The organism is Flavobacterium antarcticum DSM 19726, assembly GCF_000419685.1.
Taxonomy (GTDB): domain Bacteria; phylum Bacteroidota; class Bacteroidia; order Flavobacteriales; family Flavobacteriaceae; genus Flavobacterium; species Flavobacterium antarcticum.
Window position 1 is genome coordinate 215834 of the sequence record NZ_ATTM01000002.1, and the last position, 23445, is coordinate 239278.

Below are 23445 nucleotides of genomic sequence, written 5' to 3' on the forward strand. Positions count from 1 at the left end.
TATTGTTTTACCTTTCTTATACCTTCTACATGTTAGATAAAATCATACATTTTAGCATCCATAATAAGTTTATTATTGGAATATTCACATTAGCATTAATCTTGGTAGGTAGCTATTCTGCTGTCCATTTGCCAATTGATGCCTTGCCGGATATTACTAATAATCAGGTGCAAATTATTACAACATCTCCTACCCTAGCGACTCAAGAAATTGAGCAATTTATAACGTATCCAATTGAGCAATCGCTCAAGACCATTCCGAAAACGGTGGAATTACGTTCTATAAGTAAATTTGGTTTAAGTGTAATTACACTTGTTTTTGAAGAAAACGTAGATATTTATTGGGCTCGAACACAAGTCGCAGAACGGCTAATAGAAGCTCAAAATGCGATTCCACCTGATATGGGAACGCCTGAAATGGCACCCGTTTCTACAGGATTAGGCGAAATATACCAATACATCATTCATCCTAAAAAAGGCTTTGAAGACAAGTTTGACGCTACAGAATTGCGTACAATACAAGACTGGATTATCAAACCTCAATTGATGGGAATCAAAGGAATTGCCGAAATAAATACGCTTGGCGGTCATTTAAAACAATACGAAATTGCCATTCAACCCGACCGATTGAACAGTATGAATACTTCGATAACCGAGATATTTGACGCGCTTTCGCAAAATAACGAAAACACAGGTGGCGCTTATATTGACAAGAAACCCTATGCCTATTTCATTCGTGGAATTGGCATGGTGAAAAGCATCAGCGATATCGAAAAGATAGTCGTCAAAAACAATAACGGTATTCCGATACTCATTCGTGACGTGGCTAAAGTACAAATAGGAAGTAGCACGCGTTATGGTGCCGTTACCAAAGATGGTGAAGGCGAAGATGTTTCTGGAATGGTCATGATGTTAAAAGGCGAAAATGGCGGCGAAGTCACTCAACGCGTCAAAGAAAAGATGGAGCAAATCAAGAAATCCTTACCTGAAGGCGTGGAAGTGACTGCTTTTCTAGACCGTTCGATGTTGGTCGACCGAACCATTAGTACCGTTGAAAAAAACCTGCTTGAAGGCGCTTTAATCGTTGTTTTTGTCTTGGTCTTGTTATTGGGAAATTGGCGTGCCGGATTAGTGGTTGCTTCTGTAATTCCCTTGTCGTTGTTGTTTGCGATTTCGATGATGAAACTTTTTGGCGTCAGCGGCAACTTGATGAGTCTTGGTGCGATTGACTTCGGATTGATTGTCGATGGAGCCATAATCATTGTCGAAGCCATCATACACCGACTCCATTTGGGCAAGAAAACGAAACTTTCTACCGCCGAAATGAACGAGGAAGTGTATAAAGGAGCTTCAAAAATCAGAACAAGTGCCGCTTTTGGAGAAATCATCATCTTAATTGTGTATTTACCGATTTTAGCATTGGTGGGTATTGAAGGGAAAATGTTCGGACCCATGGCACAAACGGTTTCGTTCGCGATTCTTGGCGCATTCCTGTTGTCTTTGACTTATGTGCCAATGATGACGTCGTTAGTTTTAAGCAAAACCATCGACCGACGACGGAATTTCAGTGATAAAATCATTGACAAATTGAATAGCTTTTACCAACCTATTTTAGAAAAAGCGTTGGAAATTAAAGGTTTAATTATTGCAATTTCACTAGGATTGTTAGCGATTTCATTGCTTGTGTTTTCAAATTTAGGAGGCGAATTTATTCCGAATTTAGATGAAGGTGACATTGCCACCCATATTATTATCGCTTCTGGCAGTTCACTTTCGCAAGAAATTGAAACGACTACAAAAGCAGAAAAGTTGTTGAAAGCCAAGTTTCCCGAAATAAAGATGATTGTCTCAAAAATAGGCTCATCTGAAATTCCGACGGATCCAATGCCGATGGAAGCCGCCGATATGATGATTATTTTGAAAGACAAAAGCGAATGGACTTCGGGGAAAACCAAAGAACAGTTGACGCAAGAAATGGAAAAAGCACTTGAAAACCTTCCGGGCGTCACCACCGAATTTTCACAACCGATACAAATGCGTTTTAACGAATTGATGACGGGTGTGCGAAGCGACGTGGCAATAAAGATTTTTGGTGACGATATTGATATGCTTGTGAGTCAAGGCGAAGAAGTAATGCGTAAAATCAGCGGTATTTCCGGAGTTACAGATGCTGAACTAGAACGTGTGGCGGGATTGCCTCAAATTACCATTCGGTACAATTCCGATAAAATGGCCGCTTACGGACTAAAAGTAAGCGACTTAAATCGCGTAATAAAAATGGGTTTTGCGGGCGAAAAAGCAGGTGTCGTTTATGAAGGCGAAAAACGTTTTGACCTAGTGGTTCGTCTAGAAAACTCAAGTAGACAAGATTTGAATAATTTAGAACAGTTGTTTATTTCGTTGCCTTCTGGCAATCAAATACCGCTGCATCAAGTCGCCGATATCAAGATGGAAAACGGTCCCATGCAAATTTCCCGCGAAGAAGGAAAAAGACGGATTGTGGTTGGTTTCAACGTTCGTGATAGAGATGTAAAAAGTGTTGTAGAAGAAATCCAAACGAAACTAGACGCCGAATTAAAACTACCCGACGGTTATTACGTCACTTATGGTGGACAGTTTGAAAACTTAATTCAAGCGAGTGAACGTTTGATGATTGCCGTTCCAATGGCGTTGGGATTGATATTGATTTTATTGTACTTCACCTTTAATTCCATCAAGCAATCGTTATTAATTTTTACAGCGATTCCGCTTTCGGCAATTGGAGGAATCTTCGCTTTGTGGTTGCGCGATATGCCGTTTAGTATTTCTGCTGGAGTTGGTTTTATTGCACTATTTGGCGTGGCCGTATTAAACGGAATCGTTTTGATTGCCTATTTTAACCAATTAAAAGCCGAAGGAATTACAGATATTACCACTAGAATAAAAATGGGAACCAAAACACGTTTGCGTCCCATTATCATGACGGCTGCCGTAGCTTCGCTGGGATTTTTACCGATGGCATTGAGTACTTCTGCAGGAGCTGAAGTGCAAAAACCATTGGCGACAGTCGTAATTGGAGGTTTACTGACGGCAACTTTGCTGACTTTAATTGTTTTGCCTATTTTGTATTATTATTTAGAGACCATGTTTAAAAATTCGATTAAAATGAATACGACTGCCACTACGCTACTACTTTTGATTTCAGGAATTACCGTTTCTCAAGCACAGGAGATTAAAACACTTAATCAACAACAAGCAATTGAATTGGGATTGCAAAACAACCTACAAATTGAAGTGGCGGCATTGCAAACTCGAAAAACAGAAGCATTGACCAAATCCGGTTGGGAAGTACCTAAAACCGAATTGAATGTTTCTTTTGGACAATTGAATTCTACGGAAAATGATAAGAATTTTGAAATAAATCAGAAGTTTAATCCGTTTGAAATTGGCGCGAGAAAAAAAGTATTGAACTTAAACAACGCTGTAAGTCAGCTGGAATTGGCGAAAGCCAAACAAAATTTGGTGTTTAAAATTAGGCAATCTTGGAACAGTTTGTTGTTTTACAAATCTCAAAATAAATTGTTGCAGGAACAAAATGAAATTCTATTGAAATTTGCAAATGCTGCTACACTACGCTACAATTTGGGTGAAACTAATGCGTTGGAAAAAAACATAGCCGTTGTAAAACAGATGCAATTGGAACAGAACATCAAAACGAATACTGCTTTGATGGACATTGAAAAAAGCAAATTGGCACATTTCATGCAAATCAACGAAGACTTCGATATAGCGGAAAAAGAATTAATTGCGTTGGAATACACACTTTCGGAAAATGCAACTGATGCGAATTTGAATTTAAAAGTGGCGGAACTGCAAATTAATTTGGCAAAAGCCAATCACAAATTAGAAAAAGCATCTTTGTACCCTGAATTTTCAGTAGGTTACTTTATGCAGTCGATGATTGGTGCTGAAAAATCCAATAATTCAGGTGCGTTTTACGGAAGTGAGTTGGATTTCAGTGGTTTTACCGTTGGACTTGCCGTACCTATTTTCGCAGGAAGTTCGATTTCAAAAGCGAAAGCTGCTAAAATTCAGACGGAAGTGGAAGAGAAAAACAGTGCGTTTGTTCAGAGTGAAATCAAAGCAAGTTTCCAACAAGAAACGACAAAATTAGCAACCGCAAAATCACTAATGGATTTCTATAAAACAATCGCACTTCCGAACGCGAAGGAAATCAACACCAACGCCGATAAGAGTTTTAAAAACGGAGCGATATCGTATGTGGAATATGTGGAGAGTATTCAAACGGCATATGAAGTGCGTTTGAGTGCCAATGAGGCGGTTTATAAATACAATCAAAATGTGATTAATTTGCATTATTTAACCAATCAATAAAATGAAAAAGACAAGTATATATATAAGTATTTTGATTGTAATTGTAGTGGGATTACTGCTTTACATTCAATTTGGTCACGACCACGAAGATGAACACGACCATCCTGTTGCCGCTGAAGAACCGCACATGGAAGAAAATGAAGTGCATTTGAACGAAGCACAATTCAAGGCTGCCGAAATTGTTTTAGGCACCTTTTCAAAAAAGAATTTGAATGAAGTTATTTCTTCGAATGGGTATACCAAATTACCTCCGCAAAATCAAGCCGATGTTTCCGTACATTCAAGTGGAATTGTCAAAAATATCTTGGTAGAAGAAGGCGAAAAAGTACGTAAAGGACAAGTAATTGCCACAATTGAAAGTCCTGAATTTGCAAAATTGAAAGAGGCGTATTTGCATTCAAGAAGCAACTTGACTTTTCTAAAAGCCGATTACGAACGTCAGAAAACGCTTAATGAAGAAGCAGTAAATGCAAACAAAACGTATGAGAAAGCCAAGTCAGATTATGAAATGGAACAAGCCCGATTTGCTTCATTGAAAAAACAATTGGCTTTGCTGAACATTAATTTGGGAGAAAATGCTTCGGCAACAGTTCCGGTTTTAGCCCCAATAAGTGGTTATGTGACAGAAATTCACATTCGCATTGGCACGGCAATTACCGCGGGAACTTCTCTCTTGAATATTGTAGATAATTCGAAATTACACGTCGATTTATTGGTGTATGAAAAGGATTTATACAAGGTTAAAATAGGACAAAAAATACGTTTTATTTTGACGAATCAGAATCAAAATGAAATTGTAGGAACGATTTTTGGTGTGGGAAAAGCATTTGAAAACGATACAAAAGCGGTTGCCATTCATGCCGAAATTGACAATAAGGATGAGAAATTAATTTCAGGAATGTATGTAAATGCGTTGATTGACCTTGGTGCGAATGCAGTTTTTGCATTACCTTTAGAGTCAGTTGTAAAAGCGGATGGTCGGTCGTTTATCTTTGTATTGGATAAAAACGATTCGGGCGATAACGAATATCATTTCAAAAGAATTGAAGTCAAAGAAGGCGCTTCCCAACTTGGATTCGTACAAGTTGATGTGTTGCAACAAATAAATCCCGATGCTAAAATTGCAGTTGACGGTGCTTATTACATTCAAAGTCATTTGACCAAAAGCCAAGGTGGTGGCGGTCATGCTCATTAATAACTAATTTAAAACAATAGAAAACTATGAAAAAAACAATTTTAATGTTCGCTTTAGCTTTAGCTACTTTTTCAATGACCTCCTGCAAATCCGAAGTAAAAACTGAAACGGCTACAGAAACAGAAACCATAATTAAGACTACGAGTGAAGAAGTTGCATATTCGTGTCCGATGGATTGCGAAAAAGGAAAAACCTATACTGAACCAGGAAAGTGTCCGGTTTGTGAAATGGATTTAGTAGCTGTCGATAACACGGCAACTGAATCGCACGAAGGCCACAACCACTAAAACTAACTTCCCCTATTGATTCATTTGATAGGGGATTTTTTAAACTTCTTTTGCATGAAACACCCTCATTCTGACTGCTGTTCGACCTCTCCTGAAGAAAACAAACACGACCACGAACATTCGCACGACCACGACCACGAAATCAATACTGAAAACAAACTTGCTCTTTTTGGACCTGCTTTAGGTTCGTTTGCACTTTTGATTGTAGGTCTAGTATTGGATTATCTGCTAAAACCGCTTTGGTTTACTGAAACCTATCGGTTGATTTTGTATAGTTTTGCGTATTTACCTGTTGGTTTTCCCGTTGTGAAAGAAGCATGGGTCAGCATTAAAAAAGGCGATGTGTTTTCAGAATTCTTTCTAATGACGATTGCAACTTTGGGTGCATTTGCGATTGGTGAATTTCCAGAAGGAGTCGCTGTAATGTTGTTTTATACGATTGGTGAACTGTTTCAAGGAATGGCAGTCACCCGTGCGAAAGCAAATATCAAAAGCTTATTGGATTCGCGTCCGGAAGAGGTTACGATTATTGATTCGGAAAATAAAACTACGGTTGTAAAAGCTGCAGAAGTGGCTATTGGTCAAATCATGCAACTCAAACCGGGTGAAAAAGTGGCGCTTGATGGTATCTTACTTTCGGAGAAATCTTCGTTTAATACTTCGGCGTTGACGGGTGAAAGTGTGCCGGATTCAAAAGTAAAAACGGAAACTGTTTTGGCAGGAATGATTAATCTGAATTCGGTTTCACATATTGAAGTGACGACCAAATTTTCAGATAGTAAACTGTCTAAAATATTGTTGATGGTACAAGATGCGACTTCGCGAAAAGCACCAACCGAATTGTTTATTACCAAATTCGCTAAAATCTACACGCCAATTGTTGTTGGTTTAGCCATTTTAATTTGTTTTGTTCCCGCACTTTTTGTTGAAAATTATGTGTTTAGCGATTGGTTGTATCGTGCTTTGGTATTTCTGGTTATTTCGTGTCCGTGTGCGTTGGTAATTAGTATTCCGCTTGGTTATTTTGGTGGAATTGGTGCTGCAAGTAAAAACGGAATTCTATTTAAAGGAAGTAATTTCTTGGATTTAATTGCACAAGTAAACCACGTGGTGATGGATAAAACCGGTACGATGACCGAAGGCGTTTTCAAAGTCCAACAAGTGGCTTTTAAATCGAAATTTGACGAAAAGGAGATTTTGAATTTAGTGAATGTGTTGGAAAGTCAAAGTTCGCATCCTGTGGCAACTGCAATTCACGAGTATATCGGAGCCGTTGATTCAGAAATCCAATTCAGTAAAGTGGAAGAAATTCCTGGTTTAGGTTTGAAAGGAGTTTATAATGGTGCTGATTTATTGGTTGGAAATTTCAAACTGATGGATAAATTTTCCATTAATCACCAAATAAATGTAGAGTCTATTGTGTTTACGACGATTGCCGTTGCTTATCAGAATGAATTTGTGGGCTACTTGACCATTTCAGATACCATTAAAAAAGAAGCACAAACGACGATTAACCAACTCAATGCATTACAAATTAAAACTACACTATTAAGTGGTGATAAAAACGCGGTTGTTCAAGAAGTCGCTACCACTTTAGGAATTGCAACTGCTTTTGGGGATTTACTACCCGAAGATAAAGTGTCGCATTTGACTAAAATAAAGCTGCAAGACAAAATCGTTGCTTTCGTGGGCGATGGAGTTAACGACGCCCCTGTTGTAGCGTTAAGCGACATCGGAATTGCGATGGGCGGTTTGGGAAGTGACGCCACCATTGAAACCGCTGACGTCGTTATTCAAGACGACAATCCGAGTAAAATCCCACTTGCAATCGCCATTGGTAAGAAGACCAAACAAATTGTGTGGCAAAATATTACGCTTGCATTTGTAGTCAAAGGTCTAGTTCTTATTTTAGGAGCCGGAGGTTTAGCAACGATGTGGGAAGCTGTTTTCGCTGATGTGGGCGTTGCTTTACTCGCCATTTTAAACGCGATTCGAATTCAGAAAATGAAGTTTTAGAAAGTATATTCTAAAGTACTGTAAAACGTTCTCGTTTCGGAAGGAATAATTCCTGGTCCTGGATATCCAGTGGCACGACGGGTAAAATAATTGTTGTTTGTAAAATTAGTAATTCCTGCTTCCAATTTGAATTTTCTCCATTTATAAGAAGCCGAAAAGTCCGCTACATAATATGATGGAATTTCACCAAAAATCCCGTACGTATTGTCATTTCTGTCCGTAATACTATTTCTAGCTTCTGTAAATTGAGAAGAAACATAAGTCAATTGCAAGCTTGTCATGAAGTTTTTGTACCCAATTGAAGTTCCCGTTTTTAAATTTAACAGCGGAACAAATTCGACTTTATTTCCTTCTACATTTGGTGCATCCGATTTCAAATATTTCGAATCTGTAATCGCAGAATTGGTAAAGACATTCCATACAAATTGGTCGTTATCCGCAAAAAAAGTTTTACTTAAACTCCAATCAATCAATGCTTCAAAACCATAAGTTGCCGCAGTTCCAAGATTATCACGGAAACGAATAACAGCGGCACTTCCATTGGGATTCTGTGCTTCAAATTCTCCAATTTTATCGTTGTAATAGAGTCCAAAAACACTTGCGTCAAAACTTACTTTATCGCTTATTTGTCCTCTAATTCCAATATCAGACGTATATCCTTTTTCATCACCAATATTCTCAGCAATCACTTGACTTGCCATTGCTGTTCGAATGTCATTAAAGGTGACTGAACGGTAGTTTTGCGAAACATTTCCGTACAATTCTAAACGATTTTTAAGTTTGTAGCTTAAACCAATTCCAAGTAAAAGAAAGTCGCGTTCTTTGATGTTGTCTTCCTCAATCGTTTCGTCAAAAATCACATTGTCTGCTAAGTCAAAATTAATTCTTCGGTAAGACCCTTTTGCTTCCGTTCTGATTTTCTCGTAACGAAAGCCAGGTGTAATGGAAAATTTTGGAGAAACTCTAAAAATATTTTCACCAAAAAGTGATAAATTCAAGTTGGGATATTCGTAATTCGATTGACTTGGGTAGTTTGGAAATTCGCTTGTTGCCAATGAAAAGTCAGGACCTTTGCCCGAACTTCCCGCTCCTTGAAGTCCTCCATTTTTAGATTGGTAATATTTGGCACCAATTAAAAAAGCATTGTCGGTTCCCAGGAAATCATGGCGTTGTAAAAAACGCACTTCCGCACCCCAATTCACAAAATCACCAATAATTAAATCACGAACCGTTCCCTCAAGATCGGTACTGGAAACACGGTTACTTCTATATCCAACCGCTTTCCGACTTGCATCTAGACCAAATAATTGCAATGAAAAATCGGCTTTTTCAGAAACTTTATGTTTCAATCTTAACGCAAATAAATTCCAATTCACGGCAAACCAATTTCGGTCTCTATTACTCTGGTTGGGATTTTCGTTGAACATAAAATCGGTCAATCCACCGGCTTGTTTCGCTAGGTAATTAAAATGAGTATAATCAAAATGCACCGATGTTTTTTCATTAAATTGATAATTGGTATTCACGAAAAAGTTCTTACTGTTGAATTCCGAATTTGGGCGAAAGCCATTACCTTGCTTAAAATTAAAAAATGTATAGTAACTGAATTTTCCTTTTGTACCACTTAACGACGTAAAATTGGTAAATAAGTTATGGGAACCAAATGTGTTTCGAGTCGTAATTTCCATCTCTTTTTTAGAAGGTGATTTGATTTTAAAGTTAACCAATCCTCCAAACTGCGTTCCGTATTGCAAAGAAGCCGCACCTCGAACAATTTGGATTTCTTCCAATGCCTCTGTTGGTGTGGAATAATAACTTTCAGGATAGCCCAAAACGTCGGCACTAATGTCGTAACCATTTTGTCTTGTATTGAAATTCGAGGTTCTGTTTGGATTCAATCCACGACCACCAATGCTCAATTGCAAGCCACCTTCTGAACCTTCATTAATAGTTAAGCCAACTACTTGACCAAAAATTTGTCGTGTATTGTTAATCGCTTTATTGGCTGTCAATTTAGATATTGCAATCACTTCTGTCTTTTTTCCAGCGTAAATTGCCGTTTCTTCCACATCACGTAATCGATTCAAATTAAATAATTTAGCACGTTGATTTTGAATCACTACTTCAGATAAATTATTAATCTTTTCTAAGGTAAAAATCGGATTGGTTTGATCAGGAGAAACCGTAGTTTCAACTAATTCATATCCTTCTTTATATAAAATAATTTGATTCGCAACTTGGTCTTTTATTTCGATTGAAAACATTCCATTTGCATCCGTAACAGTCTTTGCCGCAGAAGTTGTATTGTACACTTCTACTCCATTCACGGGTGTATTGTTTGAATTCTGAATCGTTCCACTCATCCGACTTTGCCCAAAAAGAGTAATCGAAAAAAGGAGAAAGAACAAAAAACTAAAAGCCTTTGATGGTGTCATTAAAAGGTAAAATCCAGTTTTTGTGTTGGAATGTATCATATTCTTTTGCTAAATTAATGTTAGGGTCAATGTATTTTTGACTTAATCGTCCGTTTAAAGCCACATAACTTTCAACGGTAACTATTGGATCATTGACACCCTGTTTTTGATAATAATCGTGTAAATAGTGGGCATACTGAATGATGAAATCCGGCTGAAAAGACATTTGCTTTTCTTGAAATCGGGTCAGAAATTCATCATTATCTACGTGAATTGTTTCTCTTGTAATTGCATCCGTTACTTGAAATTCGGTATAGCCTGCTTTTTCCATTAGCATTACTCTCCAAGAAAACCGAAAGCCTTCTTCGGTCCAAAACAATTCGTTTGGATACACTAAATAGCGGAATGGAACGAGCAATTGCAAGAGTAAAAAGGTACTTAAAAAGACCAATTTTGTTTTGTATATATTCGAAATAGAAGCGATTTTGGTTTTACCGTTTTCCCAAATATCTATTGAAATTTTAAACAAACGTGAAAAGAAGAAAAGCACTTTTTGATGAAAACTTGCATCGAAGAAAATAAGCGTACTTATAATCATGACGTACGGAAAAACGCCGATTGGAAAGAGAATTCGGGTTAGCACGTGAAAAACAACTACAAAAAAGAATCCTAAAAGGCGCGTTCGCTTATTTAAAAGTAAAAACACAATTCCTAAATCGTAAATCATGCCAAACCAACTGAACACATAAGCTACCCAAGTTTCTTTCAAAAAGGAGCCAATCAAAGGCAAATCAGCATTTGTTGGAAGCCAAATTCGCAAAGGCATTGCTTCTAGTAACCAATCGGAATTAATTTTGGCTAAACCAGCATAAAAATAAACAACAGCCAGCATTACCTTTAAAATATCAGTATTCCAACGCGGTATTTTAGCGAAAGCCAAATCTTTATTTCTATAGGAATCAACAGAAAAATACGCATTTGCCGGTAAAAAAATCAAGACAAAACTGACAAGCGAAATAAAATAATAGTGGTTGAGATAATAGGTTTTATCCATCAACTCAATATAAGTAAATGCTAAAAAAAAAGTAACAATTGATAGGCGGTATTTAAACCCCATTGCAACAGAAAATGCTGCTATTCCTGCAACTAAATAGATCAAATACGTGTAAATTCCAAGTGGTTTTACCCATTCAAAACCGTAATAGGTAAAATGAAAATTAGGCTGAATATAAAACTGATCAATCCACCCGTAAGACACAAATCGGATCAAACTCATAAGCATCATTAAACCAAACGCTAGCCTAAAAAAAGCTAGCGTTGCGGTTGATGTATACGTATTAAAATATGCGTTTAGTCTTTGATTCATAAGGAATTAGTCTCCATCGCCATCCACGTAATCGATGGTGATATTTAAGGCTTGCATCATGTCTAACTTGAAGTAAACTACATTTTGCTGCAAAGCATCATACGCGTCAATCATTTTAGCATTATTCGTACTTACTTGTTGTGCGAAATTATCGTTCAAAGTTGCATTTGCAGTATAAATTGTAGCAAACTGATTATTGATAATTGTGCTTAAATTTTGACCGTTGCGAATTGCTTTCACATCATCTAAATACGACTTCAAACTCGGTCCGGTAGCCGTTCCGTTAAATGATTTTCCATTAAAGAAATCTTGTTGAGACTGAATGGCAACGTTCAACAGCTTTTTAGAAAGATCTTTTTTGTAAAATGCTTCCACTTTCTCTGCAAATAAAGTTCCGTTAGAAAAGATGCCTGCTGGAATTCCAATTTTTCCGGTACGAATACTTTTCTCGAAGTTCTTTACGAAAATATTAGTCATTTTATTGGTTGAACTACTCACTGCTGTTCCACTATTTGAGATGAATGTATTTCGGTACGAACCGTTCCAATCGATTAAAATAGCGTTGCTTTTTGCAGTTAAAACAGTGGTTAGATCCAATAAATATTGCTTGTAAGCTGCTGCATTTGGCGTAGAAGTATAAAATGCTACGATTTGAGCATCCGTGGTTCCTAAACCATTCAGCAGGTAATCTAATGCAGGGAATCCTTGTTTAGAATACTGTGAAAACAATTCAAGGTTATAAGTTCCGGCAGCAATATTCTGCTCAATCCCGATCACATCTGTTGGATAAGTATTGGTTGCTTCACTGAAATTAATCTCAGCTGCTTTTCCGATATTAAATAACATTACTTGCTGATACGCTTCGTATGCCGCCGTCCAAGAAATTCGCACTGTAGCTAAGTTCTCTACGGAAGGATTATTTGTAAACGCATTCGCATCTGCTGAAAAAGCAGCAAGTTTATTACTGTAATTTTGATACGAAGGAATAATAATGTTATCTGCCCAATGGGTCAACAACGTTGTTCTGTTAAAATTGTCTCCACTTCCTGAAGGTCCGTTGTCACTAGAGGAACATGCCGTTAAAAACGCTACGAAGCTAACTAATACAATCAATTTTTTCATAAAGGGTACTAAATTTAATGCAAAAATACGAATTCAAAAAGAATCTATCTATATTTATTCTAAATTAATTTACGGTAGCTGCTTGTTCCACGCTGAAACCAAAACGACTCGCAATTTGAGCAGAAATAGCATCAAGTTTAGGACTTAAATTGTCAATATCCCACAATCCGTTCGGTCCACTAACTAAGGAAGCCAACATCGCATCCACTTCTACTTTGCTGAAATATGGATTATCAGTTCCTGGTTGGCGCGTGTATCGTAATGACATAATGAAACCATATCCTTCAGATAAAGCGTGAAACGCCTTGGCACCATTATCTTGTACCAACTTCGCTTTACCTTCTTGTAAGTAATATACCGAACGAACTGCAGCAACTAAAGCTAAATTTTTCTGAATAATAGCTGTTTGTTGGTCACGAACTAAATAATCATTATTCACAATTGCAGCACGACCTTTCCGGAATGCTAAATTGATATCAGTACTAACGGTATTAAAATCAGCATCTTCGTTTACTTGTTTGATATAAGAACTCCAAAATTTTAATGAATTAGTCGCCACATCATCTGCACCATAAACGTAGCCGTATGCTTCGTCCCAGTAATGCTCCATTGTTGTGAAATTTGAATTCTCAGCCAATACTTTATTTGTATTTTCGATTCTTGTGGACGCTTTGTCTAATGTATTTACGGATAAATATTGATTTGAGATTTGGTCCATCATTAAAGCACCCATCATTCCTTTTAAAAGAATTTGTTGTGGCTCTAAACCATTTGCAGCAAATAATCGCATTTTACTTCCGTCTAAATAAGAACCTGCAACTCCTGCTGAAGCCGAATTTCCAAGGCTTGCAACGTTTCCAATTGTAAATTGAGATTCAAAGTACGATTGAACTGCTACTTTTTCAGCTGTTGATCCGCCACCTAAAAACAATGTGAAATAATCATTTGATGCAGCCGTTTTACTTTTTATATTTTTTCCTGAACTATTTAATGCTGCAGAAGAAAAGGCATTATTAGTATTCGAAAACATATTTTGCAACTCAAGTACATTTAATGCCGTACCGTTGGTTCCAGCATCTGTAAATTTAGCACCCATTTCATTTAACATATTTAAACGAGTGGTTTGTCCGTCAAATTCAACAGTTGTTACTCCATTTCTATCAAAAGAATAAGTAGATGGAATCTCATAAGTGACAGGATTTGTAGCATCATCATTATCGCTAGAACATGAAGTCAACATCGATAAACTCAATACAATTGCTCCAAAAGAATACGTAATACGTTTCATATAGTTATTTAGATTTAATTAAAATAAAGTGCAAATGTACTAGCTGATTTTATATTCTGCAAGAAATATTTATAATAATTCTAAATAACTTTTAAGCTATTTAAATTAGTTCTAAATAAATTTGCAAGTATTTTTTAAACATTATATATTTGCTTAAATTTAATTAATCCAAATAAACATTCTACAATGAAAAGATTGTACTTCAAGGTTTCATTCATTTTAGCAGGAACATTTTTAATAGTATCATGCAGTAACGACGATAATTCAGTTACAAATGAGAACGTTACAAAAAAAGAGGTTATCGAAAATTATGCTGATATTGCTTATAACAATTATAAGAAAGCGTATGATGATGCTGCAGTTTTAGAAAATTCCATCACTACATTCACCTCCAATCCTACCGACGCAAATTTTACGTTTGCAAAAAAGAAATGGAAAGAAGCACGTGAAAGTTACGGAACTACCGAAGCTTTCCGTTTTGCAAATGGACCCATCGATGACGAAAATGGACCAGAAGCGTTGATGAATGCTTGGCCACTGGACGAAAATTTTGTGGATTATGTAGTTGGTAATTTAGATGCAGGAATCATTAATGCAACAAATACGTATCCTATAATTTCAAAAGAACTTCTAACGGACTTGAATGAAAATGGTGGAGAGAAAAACATTAGTGTGGGTTACCATGCGATTGAATTTTTATTATGGGGCCAAGATTTAACAGATCCGGCTGACAACTTACCAGGGCAAAGACCTTATACAGATTATTTAGTGAATGGTACTGCTGAAAATCAAGCAAGACGCGCGACTTACTTAAATGTTTGTGCAGATTTATTGACTGATCATTTGCAATATATGGTGAACCAATGGAAACCAGGTGGTGCGTACAGAACGATATTTTTAGCTTTACCGGAAAATACAGCTTTAAAAAATATGTACTTGGGAATAACCACGCTCGTTTTAGCAGAATTGCCTATTGAACGAATGAATGTTGCTTTGGGAAATGCAGATCAAGAAGACGAACATTCGTGCTTTAGTGACTATACACACCGTGATATTTATTTGAACCTGAAAGGTGTCGTTAACGTATATCAAGGAACATACGGTTCAATTAATGGTCCGTCTTTAGCAGATTTAGTTGAAAACGCAGATGCTACTATTTTTAATGCTACAGCAACTGCAGAAACACAAGCGCTAGCAAAAGTAGCTCAAATTTTAACTCCTTTTGACTTGGCAATCGCAGGAGGTCCGTCGACCGCTGAAGGTTTGAAAGTACAAGCGGCCGTATTACAGTTGGACGATTACGGATCAAATTTGTTAGCTGGTGCCGCAAAGATTGGCATTTTAGTTAATAATTAGTACTCTAAAATAAAATAATAACAAAGGTGGTCTTTAGTCAAGGCCACTTTTTACAGTTTAAAAAATGATAAAGAAGTGCTTAAAAGTAGTTTTATTTATAACGTTGATTTCATTTGTGGGATGTCAAAAAGACGACGACTATGAAACAATTTCCGTTGAAAGTGGTGAAGAACTCTTAGGCGGAAGTACGACTGTTTTCAATGCATCAGAAGAAGCATTTGGTTTTGCAGCTTCTCAGTTGACTTTTGAAGAACGAGCAGCTTTTGGAACAGGAAATTCTTTTTTTCGCCAAAGTTGGGTTTCTGCTCCTGCATCCACAACCGCTCGAGATGGTTTAGGCCCCTTTTTCAATGCAGTTGCATGTGCAAGTTGTCACTTTAAAGACGGACGAGGAAGACCACCGAGTTTTGATGGAGAAACAGCTCGCGGACTTTTACTGCGATTGAGTACAGATGGATTCGCATCTGATGGATCGACGCTTCCCGATCCTATTTATGGGCATCAATTGCAAGACAACGCTATTTTAGGACAAACCGTGAAAGGAAATTTTACCATTACGTACCAAGATATCACAGAATATTTTGCCGATGGAACTCAAGTTGTACTTAAAAAACCAGTTTATAATATTGCTACTCCTGGTTACGGAAATCTTACTTCGGGAATTCGAATTTCACCTCGATTAGCCAATCAAATTATTGGACTGGGATTACTGGAAGCTTTGGAGGAACAAACGCTTTTGAATTTGGCAGATCCAAACGATATGGATGGAGACGGGATTTCAGGTCGGCCAAATTACGTCCATGATATTGCCAAGAATAAAACGGTAATGGGACGATTTGGCTGGAAAGCAAATCAACCGAATGTCAAACAGCAAGTTGCTGCTGCATTTAGTGGCGATATGGGAATAACTTCCGTTTTATTTCCGAACGAAAATTGTCCTCCAGGAATGGATTGTGATGCCATTCCTAACGGCGGTTCACCTGAAATTACAGATAGCAATTTAGACAAAGTCGCTTTATACGCCAGTACGTTAGCAGTTCCGGTACAACGTGATTTCAAGAATCAAAATGTTTTGAAAGGCAAGAAAACATTTAATGCTATTGGTTGTGCAAATTGTCACATTCCTAAATTGCAAACAGGAAATACACATCCGATTGTCGCATTAAGAAATCAAACCATTCGTCCCTATACTGACTTGCTTTTGCACGATATGGGAAACGATTTAGCAGATAATGCTCCTGATTTTTTAGCAAGTGGAACCGAATGGCGAACTCCTGCTTTATGGGGTATTGGCTTACTGAATACCGTTAATAAATCTACATTTTTAATGCACGATGGTCGAGCAAGAAGTATTGAAGAAGCAATTTTGTGGCATGGTGGTGAAGCTCAGGTTTCAAAATCCAACTACAAAAAGCTTTCACTACAAAACAGAAAAGACTTATTGCAGTTTATGAATACGCTTTGATTTTTTATTTATAGTTAGTTTGATTATCCCAAGAGATTTTTTTCTTGGGATTTTTTTTAGAGTACAAAATTAATATTGCCAACTATTAATTGTACAATTCGAAAGTCAACTTTTTCGTTTTAAAATAGTTATATATTTGTAACGTAATTCTATTTGCCATTGCCAACTGTAATCGCAAATTTGACTGCTATTTTTTTGAATAAATTTTAAATGAAAAAATGAAACAAATTGCATTTCTTTTTCTGATACTCTTTACTTTTAACGCTAGCAGTCAAACGGTTTATAAAACACCTTCAGGCACAAAATATCATTTGGCTAACTGCAGAATGGTGACAAATGTTTCTAAAGGAATTACAATTGGTGCCGCATTAGAACTTGGCTTATTGCCGTGTAAAATTTGCAAACCTCCACTACAAAATAATTCGAAACTATCCATAAAGAAAAGTACCAAAGGAAGTTCGAGTACGGTTCAATGCAAAGGAAAAACGAAAGCTGGTTCGCGATGCAAACACAAAACCTCTATTGGAAATGGCTATTGCTTTCAACACAATCCAGATTAAAACAAATCGTAAAAGTAATTTTCGCTTTGTTTTTAATACCAACAAAAACAGACATTCTTTAAAAATACGGATTGTAATTTATTCAAAAACAATTTCCTTTTTACTGTGAATTTCTGCAATTACAAATGGATTTGTTAATGCCATTGTGACCATCTCATCTGCTTTTGGGGTTTCAATCTTTTTAAACACATAGATCTTTCCCTCCGATTCTTCTACCCGATCGATGGAAATTCGAAAACCTCCGGTACTTTTTGTTCCTAAGAATAAAGCTACAACTTGGTTTTTAGAAAAATCAATATTTGGCATCTCTTCAGCTCCAACGGATTTGAATAATGCAACTAAATCTTTTTGATTATCAATAATTATATTGGATTCAGATTCTCTTCCCTGATATTGTGACGTATAAATTGTGGTAACTAAACTTGCTTTTTTGGATTTATCGGTCATGGCATCTTTCTTCGTGTTGCATGCAAATAGTAAAAATACGAAAGGAATTAAGTAGCTACTTTTCACTTTACTTTAGCTTTTAGCGCTTTTTCATAAAGCGATTCGTATAAAGGTAAAATGTTGATGATGTCAAATTTCTTTGCCACTTCTAATGCGTTCTTTTTAAACAGACACAAATTGTCGTCGTCTTCTAAAATAGAAATTGCTTTTTTAGCCATATCATCTGTATCGCCAACATCACTTAAATACCCCGAAACACCTTCAAAATTTACTTCAGGCAAACCACCAGAATTACTTGATATTACAGGAACCCCCCAAGCCATTGCTTCTAAAGCTGCTAAACCAAAACTCTCAGTTTCAGAAGGCAATAAAAATAAATCTGTGTAACTTAAGATGCGATCCACCTCATTACTATTTCCAAAGAAAATAACTTTATTGGTGATACCCAATTCTTCACACTGAATTTCTGCCTTTTCACGTTCTGGTCCGTCGCCAACCATCATTAGTTTTACGTCTAATTTTTGTTGAATTTTATAGAAAATTTCAATCACATCTGGAATGCGTTTTACTTTTCTAAAATTACTAATGTGTGTAAGGATTTTTTGATTTTCTGTAGCCATAACAGAACGACTGCAAGGAAGTGTGTGGTCTTCAGTATTTTTTACCAATTCAATGAAATTCGGAATTACTTCAATTTCCTTTTTAATATTGAAAAGTTTCAACGTGTCTTGTTTCAAACTTTCTGAAACAGAGGTCACGTAATCTGATTTATTGATACTAAAAGTAACCGCTGATTTATAAAAGGGATGGCTTCCTACTAAAGTAATATCCGTTCCGTGAAGCGTAGTGACCATTGGAATGTCAATGCCTTCGTCTTTCAACATTTGCTTCGCCATATAACCTGCATAAGCATGTGGAATTGCATAATGAACATGCATCAATTCAATTTGATATAATTTCACCATGTCTACAAGTTTGCTCGAAAGTGCTAATTCGTAGGGTTGGTAATGAAACAAAGCATATTCGGGAACATTTACTTCGTGGTAGAACACATTTGGATTTAATAGCGCTAATCGAACAGGTTGCCGATACGTAATGAAGTGTATTTCGTGGCCTCTTCGTGCTAATTCTAAACCTAATTCTGTAGCCACTACTCCACTTCCACCAAAGGTAGGATAACAAACAATTGCAATTTTCATTCGAATTTTTTAATCTCACGAATGTACAAAATTACGACCTAGTTCTCTTTTTTTTAAATAACTTTAACGTGTGTTATACTTAGTTTTCGATCGCTTCATAAATCACTTTTTGAATATCTTCACGGATATTTGCCTTTGAAAGTTCATTTGGCAAATTCGAATCAGGGAACGTTCTGTTTGATAGAAAGATATATACTAAATTATGTTCAGAATCGGCCCATGCCATAGTTCCTGTAAACCCAGTGTGTCCAAAACTACTTGCAGAAGCACAACCACATGTTGGCCCCGAAGTTCCAGGTAATTGTTGCTTATCAAATCCAAGCCCACGACGACTTCCTGTTGCTTCAAAATAACGGGTATTAAAAGTATCAAAAGTACGAGGTGAAAAATAGGTTTTCCCACCATAATTGCCTTTCTGTAAATACATTTGCATCAATTTCGCCACGTCCATACTGTTCGAAAAAATTCCAGCATGACCTGCTACTCCACCTTCCATTGCCGCTTCCATATCGTGCACATAACCTTGTAGTTTTTGGTACCTGAAATAAGTATCAATTTCAGTTGGAATTATTTTTGTTGCAGGAAATTTATTCAGCGGATTGTATAAAGTTGAATTCATTCCTAACGGCTGAAAGAAATGATCGTAAGCCAAAATATTCAACGGTTGATGCGTTAACTTCTCTAAATATTCTTTCAACAAAATAAAAGTAAAATCGCTGTACTTGTATTCTTTCTTCGGTAAAAGCGCACTGATCTTAATTTTGTTGATGATCGTGTCTTGGTAGTCATTTCTCAAGTATAAACTATCCGCTACTTTTTTACTAAACTGTTCGTTGACAAATTTTCTATAGTATTTCTCACTCGGCTTTCCTTCTTCATTTAAAGTTGCTTTATAAAAAGGTTCCCAAGCTTGCAGTTGAGCCTGGTGTGAAAGCAAATCAGTAAAGGTAATACTGCTTTTATTTGAATTTTTAAAATCGGGTAGCATTTGACCTAAAGTAGTGTTGGTATTGATTTTACCTTTATCAAATTCTTGCATTACAATTGGCAAGGTAGCGATGATTTTAGTCAAAGAAGCCACATCATATAAGTCAGTATTTTTGACTTTGACTTTATTTTCATAAGTAGGTGAACCAAATGCTTTCTGGTAGACAATCTTTCCATCTTTTGCAATCAGCACTTGAGCTCCTGGTGTCATTTTAGCAGCAATCGCTTTTTGAACGATTTTGTCAATTTGTGCCAATTTTACGGAACTCATATTCACATTTTCAGGAGCAGAAAAACCCAATACATTAATTGATTTTGTTTCTAATCCGTGATTTACCGGATATAATTTACTTATTGAAACCGGAAGTTTTCCTTTAGAACTAACGGCTCCAAAGATTATTTCACTAGAAACAATTTGAGCTACATCCGTATTTTGATACGAAACTACTAAAGCATCATAGTCGTCGAAACCGTCGAAAGAAAGAAGTGAATATGGTTTTGCAAAAACGTCTAAAATAATGTGTTTGTATTTTGCAATTGAATCCAATCTAGCCATTTCATTCGGTTTAAAATCATGACTTTTCCAAGCGCCATCTGCTTTATGGAAGCCAACAATTACCTTTGTAAACGGCTGTAATTTTACCAATAGAGAATCAATATTGTCGTCCTTTATTTCAGTTACTTCTGTATAATTTTGCAAAGTAGATAAAAAAGTAGAATGACTGTCGTCACCCATTTTTACATAAGCAATTCGCTCTTTGTCGAAGTTTTTGAGTGGTAAAATTTCATCTCGGTTCCGAACTACCGTGATTGCATTTTCATACAATTGATATTGGAATGCTTTGTCTTTTGCCGGATTCAAATCTTCATATAAATTCAATGTATCAATTGGTTTATAATTATTCAAACCAGCTTTATATTTGAAATTCAAAATCTTTTTAACCGAATGTTGCAAACGCTCTTCAGAAATCAATGAGTCCTGATAGGCTACACAAATTTTCTCTAAAGCTAAAGGAACATTTTCTGGAAAGAGCAAAATATCATTTCCTGCCATGAATGCTGCAAGATCAATTTCGCCTGGTTTTTTGAAATTACTTGCCCCTTTCATGTTCAATGCATCCGTAAAAATCAGTCCATCAAAACCCAGTTGTTTTTGGAGAATATTAGTTACAATATTGTATGATAACGACGAAGGAAAATTTTCACGAGATTCTAAACTAGGTACATTCAAATGCGCCACCATAACAGAAGCAAGTCCGGCTGCAAAAAGTTTTTTGTACGGATAAAGTTCCACTTCTTCAATATGTTCTTTAGTAAAATCGACTGTGGGAAGTGAATAATGCGAATCTGTGGAAGTCGCGCCATGACCTGGAAAATGTTTTCCGGTTGCAAAAACGCCGTTGTTCTGAATTCCTTTCATCAATGCCATTGCACTTCGGGTTACGTTTTCCTTGCTTTCGCCAAAAGAACGGTTTCCGATGATTGGATTTTTAGGATTGGTATTGATGTCTAAAACCGGAGCAAAATTGAACTGAATGCCCATTCGCTTACTTTGTTTGGCGTAGGCCTCACCCACTTTTTCAATCAATAAAGTATCCTGAATCGCTCCTAAGGTCATGTTCCAAGGAAAACGTGCCACAGAATCCAATCGCATGGCTAAACCCCATTCCGCATCTATTCCTATAAATAAAGGAAGATTTGATTTCTTTTGATAACGATTTGTCAATCGTGCTTGGCGTTTTGGACCACCTTGAAAAAAGATAAGTCCACCTATTTTATAATTGGACACCAATTTATCGATGGAATTTACGTGGACAGAATCTTTGTTAGAATAGGCTGCAACCATAAATAATTGGCCAATACGTTCGTCTAAAGTCATCTGGTTGTAAACGCTGTCAACCCATTTTACTTGGGATTCTGAAGTGTTTTTTGAAAACGAATTGGTCTGAGAAAAAGAAAGCTGACTTAAAAAAATCAGCATCAGTATAAATTTGTTCATATGTATTTTAAAAAAAACGTCCGTGCCAACTATCCAATGCTGGAGTTTCCCACGATTCGTTAAATTCGGCGATGTTGTTGACTAAATTATTAAAGACGATGGTTTCGCCTGTAACCGCTTTGTCTTTAGCCATTTTTTTGAAGTCAATCAATGTTTTGTGTGCTACATGTTCGCCTACTTTAAACGTAACATTCATTTTGTCCAGTAAATCAACGTTGTATTTTTTCTCTAGACTTTGAATGAAAGCCACAGAAGAATCAATTGAACAACCTGTTGCCGCTTGCTCTTCCTGATTTACAGCTAAAATTATAAATCGGTTGTATTTTAACAAATACGAAGCAGACAATCCTGTTCCGTGAGCGGCCCAATTTTCGACAAATTCTTTCAAATCTGTTTCAATTTCAGCCATTTCATCATCTGAAAATTTTCGGTTGGATTGGTAAATCCAAATTTTGGATTCTTCGGGAAGTGTATCAAAAGGAACGTACATAATATATTTTTTTTAGTAATCAAGAATAGAACAGCTATTCTTATAAATCTTCAGCATTAGCAATCATTTCCGCAATATCCATTACTTTAACGTCGCCTTCTTTATTTTTGCCTTTCACACCATCCGTCATCATTGTGTTACAAAAAGGACAGCCTGTAGCAATAAAATCAGGTTTTAATTCCAGAGCTTCTTCTGTTCTTTCGATGTTGATTTCCTTATCTCCAGGTTCAGCATCTTTAAACATTTGTGCTCCACCTGCTCCACAACACAATCCGTTTGCTTTAGAGCGTTTCATCTCAACAAGTTCAGCATCTAATTTTGAAATCAAATCACGTGGTGCTTCATAAACCTTATTGGCACGACCTAAATAACAAGGATCGTGAAAAGTAATTCGCTTACCTTTGAATTTACCACCTTCAATAGATAATCGGCCTTCGTCTAATAATGATTTTAAAAACTGAGTATGGTGAACTACTTCATAAATACCACCTAATTCAGGATATTCATTTTTAATCGTATTGAAACAGTGTGGACAAGCGGTTACAATTTTCTTAGCTTCGTAAGCGTTTAAAACTTCAATATTCATCATCGCTTGCATTTGGAACAAAAACTCATTCCCCGCTCTTTTTGCTGGATCTCCAGTGCAACTTTCTTCAGCACCTAAAACGGCAAACGAAACATTTGCACGATTCAAAATTTTTACAAAAGCTTTGGTGATTTTTTTGGCTCTATCGTCAAAACTTCCAGCACAACCTACCCAAAAAAGGACTTCTGGTTGTTTGCCTTGTGCTAACATTTCTGCCATTGTTGGTACCACTATATTTTCTGACATTGTAAATTTTATTTTATAGTATAATAATTGGCTTTACTAAAACCGTTTT

General features: G+C 36.5%; 16 protein-coding genes. 7 read left to right on the forward strand and 9 right to left on the reverse strand.

Annotated elements, in window-relative coordinates:
- Positions 1-29: 29 nt before the first annotated feature.
- From YWA_RS0104065 to YWA_RS0104080, 4 genes are read left to right on the forward strand one after another with little or no spacing between them, the layout of a single operon-like run.
- Positions 30-4373 carry a CusA/CzcA family heavy metal efflux RND transporter gene (locus YWA_RS0104065; RefSeq protein WP_022827221.1) on the forward strand — a complete coding sequence of 1448 codons (4344 nt, stop codon included), beginning with the start codon at positions 30-32 and terminating at the stop codon, positions 4371-4373.
- Between the two features lies 1 nt (position 4374).
- Positions 4375-5568, forward strand: a complete 1194-nt coding sequence (locus tag YWA_RS0104070) for an efflux RND transporter periplasmic adaptor subunit (protein ID WP_022827222.1) — start codon at positions 4375-4377, stop codon at positions 5566-5568.
- Positions 5569-5594: 26 nt separating this feature from the next.
- Positions 5595-5855 carry a heavy metal-binding domain-containing protein gene (locus tag YWA_RS0104075; RefSeq protein ID WP_022827223.1) on the forward strand — a complete coding sequence of 87 codons (261 nt, stop codon included), beginning with the start codon at positions 5595-5597 and terminating at the stop codon, positions 5853-5855.
- Positions 5856-5909: 54 nt separating this feature from the next.
- Positions 5910-7871 carry a heavy metal translocating P-type ATPase gene (locus YWA_RS0104080; RefSeq protein ID WP_022827224.1) on the forward strand — a complete coding sequence of 654 codons (1962 nt, stop codon included), beginning with the start codon at positions 5910-5912 and terminating at the stop codon, positions 7869-7871.
- Here YWA_RS0104080 and YWA_RS0104085 read toward each other — a convergent pair.
- From YWA_RS0104085 to YWA_RS0104100, 4 genes are all read right to left on the reverse strand, one after another.
- A complete protein-coding gene (locus YWA_RS0104085) occupies positions 7868-10279 on the reverse strand; it encodes a TonB-dependent receptor domain-containing protein (RefSeq protein WP_026718565.1) in 2412 nt (803 codons plus the stop codon). The genes YWA_RS0104080 and YWA_RS0104085 overlap by 4 nt on opposite strands.
- A 4-nt stretch (positions 10280-10283) precedes the next feature.
- Entirely contained in the window at positions 10284-11651 is a 1368-nt protein-coding gene (locus YWA_RS0104090; RefSeq protein WP_022827226.1) for an HTTM domain-containing protein, read from the reverse strand.
- Positions 11652-11657: 6 nt separating this feature from the next.
- Positions 11658-12773 carry an imelysin family protein gene (locus tag YWA_RS0104095; RefSeq protein WP_022827227.1) on the reverse strand — a complete coding sequence of 372 codons (1116 nt, stop codon included), beginning with the start codon at positions 12771-12773 and terminating at the stop codon, positions 11658-11660.
- Positions 12774-12837: 64 nt separating this feature from the next.
- On the reverse strand, positions 12838-14061 hold the full coding sequence (locus YWA_RS0104100; protein WP_022827228.1) for a DUF4856 domain-containing protein: 1224 nt from the start codon (positions 14059-14061) through the stop codon (positions 12838-12840).
- A 186-nt stretch (positions 14062-14247) separates the two neighbouring features.
- On the opposite strand from YWA_RS0104100, the gene YWA_RS0104105 reads away from it, so the two are divergent.
- The 3 genes from YWA_RS0104105 to YWA_RS14605 all read left to right on the forward strand — a co-directional run bounded on the left by YWA_RS0104105 (position 14248) and on the right by YWA_RS14605 (position 17442).
- Positions 14248-15417: an imelysin family protein gene (locus tag YWA_RS0104105; protein ID WP_022827229.1), complete on the forward strand. Its 1170-nt coding sequence runs from the start codon at positions 14248-14250 to the stop codon at positions 15415-15417.
- 64 nt (positions 15418-15481) lie between these two features.
- A complete protein-coding gene (locus YWA_RS0104110; RefSeq protein WP_022827230.1) occupies positions 15482-16882 on the forward strand; it encodes a di-heme oxidoreductase family protein in 1401 nt (466 codons plus the stop codon).
- Positions 16883-17100: 218 nt separating this feature from the next.
- The gene (locus YWA_RS14605) at positions 17101-17442 is read left to right on the forward strand and encodes a DUF5763 domain-containing protein (RefSeq protein ID WP_022827231.1); all 342 of its coding nucleotides are present in this window, start codon (positions 17101-17103) and stop codon (positions 17440-17442) included.
- Positions 17443-17520: 78 nt separating this feature from the next.
- Here YWA_RS14605 and YWA_RS15295 read toward each other — a convergent pair whose 3' ends face one another.
- From YWA_RS15295 to YWA_RS0104140, 5 genes are all read right to left on the reverse strand, one after another.
- Entirely contained in the window at positions 17521-17955 is a 435-nt protein-coding gene (locus YWA_RS15295; RefSeq protein WP_157505297.1) for a protease complex subunit PrcB family protein, read from the reverse strand.
- Entirely contained in the window at positions 17952-19088 is a 1137-nt protein-coding gene (bshA, locus tag YWA_RS0104125; protein WP_022827233.1) for an N-acetyl-alpha-D-glucosaminyl L-malate synthase BshA, read from the reverse strand. The genes YWA_RS15295 and bshA overlap by 4 nt, the downstream gene beginning before the upstream one ends.
- 79 nt (positions 19089-19167) lie before the next feature.
- Positions 19168-22074 carry a glycoside hydrolase family 3 N-terminal domain-containing protein gene (locus YWA_RS0104130; RefSeq protein WP_026718567.1) on the reverse strand — a complete coding sequence of 969 codons (2907 nt, stop codon included), beginning with the start codon at positions 22072-22074 and terminating at the stop codon, positions 19168-19170.
- Positions 22075-22081: 7 nt separating this feature from the next.
- Positions 22082-22564, reverse strand: coding sequence for a hypothetical protein (locus tag YWA_RS0104135; RefSeq protein WP_022827235.1), 483 nt, complete (start codon positions 22562-22564; stop codon positions 22082-22084).
- A 40-nt stretch (positions 22565-22604) separates the two neighbouring features.
- Positions 22605-23396 (reverse strand): (Fe-S)-binding protein, encoded by a 792-nt coding sequence (locus YWA_RS0104140; protein WP_022827236.1) that lies wholly within the window; start codon positions 23394-23396, stop codon positions 22605-22607.
- Positions 23397-23445 lie beyond the last annotated feature (49 nt).

What these genes read in the sequence shown, in the direction of transcription:
- YWA_RS0104065 (WP_022827221.1), top strand. Translation starts at nt 30, where the DNA reads ATGTTAGATAAAATCATACATTTTAGCATCCATAATAAGTTTATTATT.
- YWA_RS0104070 (WP_022827222.1), top strand. Translation starts at nt 4,375, where the DNA reads ATGAAAAAGACAAGTATATATATAAGTATTTTGATTGTAATTGTAGTG.
- YWA_RS0104075 (WP_022827223.1), top strand. Translation starts at nt 5,595, where the DNA reads ATGAAAAAAACAATTTTAATGTTCGCTTTAGCTTTAGCTACTTTTTCA.
- YWA_RS0104080 (WP_022827224.1), top strand. Translation starts at nt 5,910, where the DNA reads ATGAAACACCCTCATTCTGACTGCTGTTCGACCTCTCCTGAAGAAAAC.
- YWA_RS0104090 (WP_022827226.1), bottom strand. Translation starts at nt 11,651, where the DNA reads ATGAATCAAAGACTAAACGCATATTTTAATACGTATACATCAACCGCA.
- YWA_RS0104095 (WP_022827227.1), bottom strand. Translation starts at nt 12,773, where the DNA reads ATGAAAAAATTGATTGTATTAGTTAGCTTCGTAGCGTTTTTAACGGCA.
- YWA_RS0104100 (WP_022827228.1), bottom strand. Translation starts at nt 14,061, where the DNA reads ATGAAACGTATTACGTATTCTTTTGGAGCAATTGTATTGAGTTTATCG.
- YWA_RS0104105 (WP_022827229.1), top strand. Translation starts at nt 14,248, where the DNA reads ATGAAAAGATTGTACTTCAAGGTTTCATTCATTTTAGCAGGAACATTT.
- YWA_RS0104110 (WP_022827230.1), top strand. Translation starts at nt 15,482, where the DNA reads ATGATAAAGAAGTGCTTAAAAGTAGTTTTATTTATAACGTTGATTTCA.
- YWA_RS14605 (WP_022827231.1), top strand. Translation starts at nt 17,101, where the DNA reads ATGAAACAAATTGCATTTCTTTTTCTGATACTCTTTACTTTTAACGCT.
- bshA (WP_022827233.1), bottom strand. Translation starts at nt 19,088, where the DNA reads ATGAAAATTGCAATTGTTTGTTATCCTACCTTTGGTGGAAGTGGAGTA.
- YWA_RS0104130 (WP_026718567.1), bottom strand. Translation starts at nt 22,074, where the DNA reads ATGAACAAATTTATACTGATGCTGATTTTTTTAAGTCAGCTTTCTTTT.
- YWA_RS0104135 (WP_022827235.1), bottom strand. Translation starts at nt 22,564, where the DNA reads ATGTACGTTCCTTTTGATACACTTCCCGAAGAATCCAAAATTTGGATT.
- YWA_RS0104140 (WP_022827236.1), bottom strand. Translation starts at nt 23,396, where the DNA reads ATGTCAGAAAATATAGTGGTACCAACAATGGCAGAAATGTTAGCACAA.